The organism is Kitasatospora sp. NPDC093558 (genome assembly GCF_040683475.1).
Classification (GTDB): domain Bacteria; phylum Actinomycetota; class Actinomycetes; order Streptomycetales; family Streptomycetaceae; genus Kitasatospora.
In genome coordinates this window covers 1-1,089 of sequence record NZ_JBFBDY010001370.1, presented here as the reverse complement: position 1 = coordinate 1,089, position 1,089 = coordinate 1, and the positions used below count along the sequence as shown (strand labels likewise).

Annotated in this window: 1 protein-coding gene; it reads right to left on the bottom strand. The window is 68.5% G+C overall.

Going from position 1 to position 1,089, the window contains the following annotated elements; translation table 11 throughout:
- A partial coding sequence (locus tag AB0O00_RS41060) for an RHS repeat-associated core domain-containing protein (protein ID WP_363659750.1) occupies positions 1-1,089 on the bottom strand: 1,089 nt, incomplete at both ends.

The following is a 1,089-nucleotide window of genomic DNA, read 5'->3' as shown; positions in this document are numbered from 1 at the left end:
ATGGGAACGCCGCCGCGTTGGGCGCGTAGTAGGGGATCTGGGTCCACCGGCCGACGACTAGGTCCGCCGATGCGTTGATGGCGAGGCACATGTGAGTGTTCCTGGCCCAGGTAGCCGCGCCTTGGGCTGCCGCTCCGATGACACCGATCGCCACTCCGATCGCGGCGCCCGCCGGCCCGAACAGTGCCGCGATCGCGCCTGCGGGCCCGTAGATGAATCCGCTGTAGTCGGCGACCCGCCCGGTCCACCGCGGGGTGAATGTCGCCTGGGCCATGATGTAGCCGTAGCTGCTGCCCCAGCCCGCAGTGAACATCCTCGCCCAGACCCGGCCCCAGCTGAAGAATTTGGTACGGGTCCAGGACCAGCGACCGTCCAGGTCCACCCGGTTGACCGGGTCGCCGAAACCGTACTCGTAGGAGTTGGCGTTGCCGCCGTACTGCGGGTCCACCGACAGGAACCGGCCGACGTTGGGGTCGTAGAGCCGGGCGCCCATGAGGGTGAGACCCGTCGGGGTCTCGGTCGACCGCTGGAAGCCGCCGAGCCAGCCGTACCTGGAGCTGGTCACGGCCTTCGGCTTACCGAACTCGTCCGCGTCGAGGACCGTCGAGGACTTGGTGGTGTCCAGCGGCAGGATGAGGTTGACGTCTCCGTGGATGTTGGTCAGGTAGAGGGTGGTGTCACCGGTCTTGCTGGTGGTCGCGCCGACCACGCCGTCGGCGCCGCCGACGAAGCGGGTGAGCGTCCCTGCCGTCGGGTCCTCCACGAGCCAGCGCGGTGAGTCGTTGTCGTTGGCGTAGTGGTTGACCTTCGAACCGGTCTGGGCCCAGGCACCCGAGGCGTTGGACTCCGCGGTCCAGGACCGGATCCGCTGGCCGGCGTCGAGCTGCCAGGTCTGCCGCTGGGCGCCGCTCGTCTGCTGGTACACCATGTCGTTGGCGTAGTAGGAGATCGAGGTGCCGCCCGGTGCGGCGGTGGTACGGCCGAAGTCGTCGTAGACGTAGCCGGAGTCCACCATCCGGTCGGCGCTGTCGTAGGTGTGGTTGACGGTGGTGCCGCCGGTGGTGGCCGCGACGTCATCGTCCTCACCGA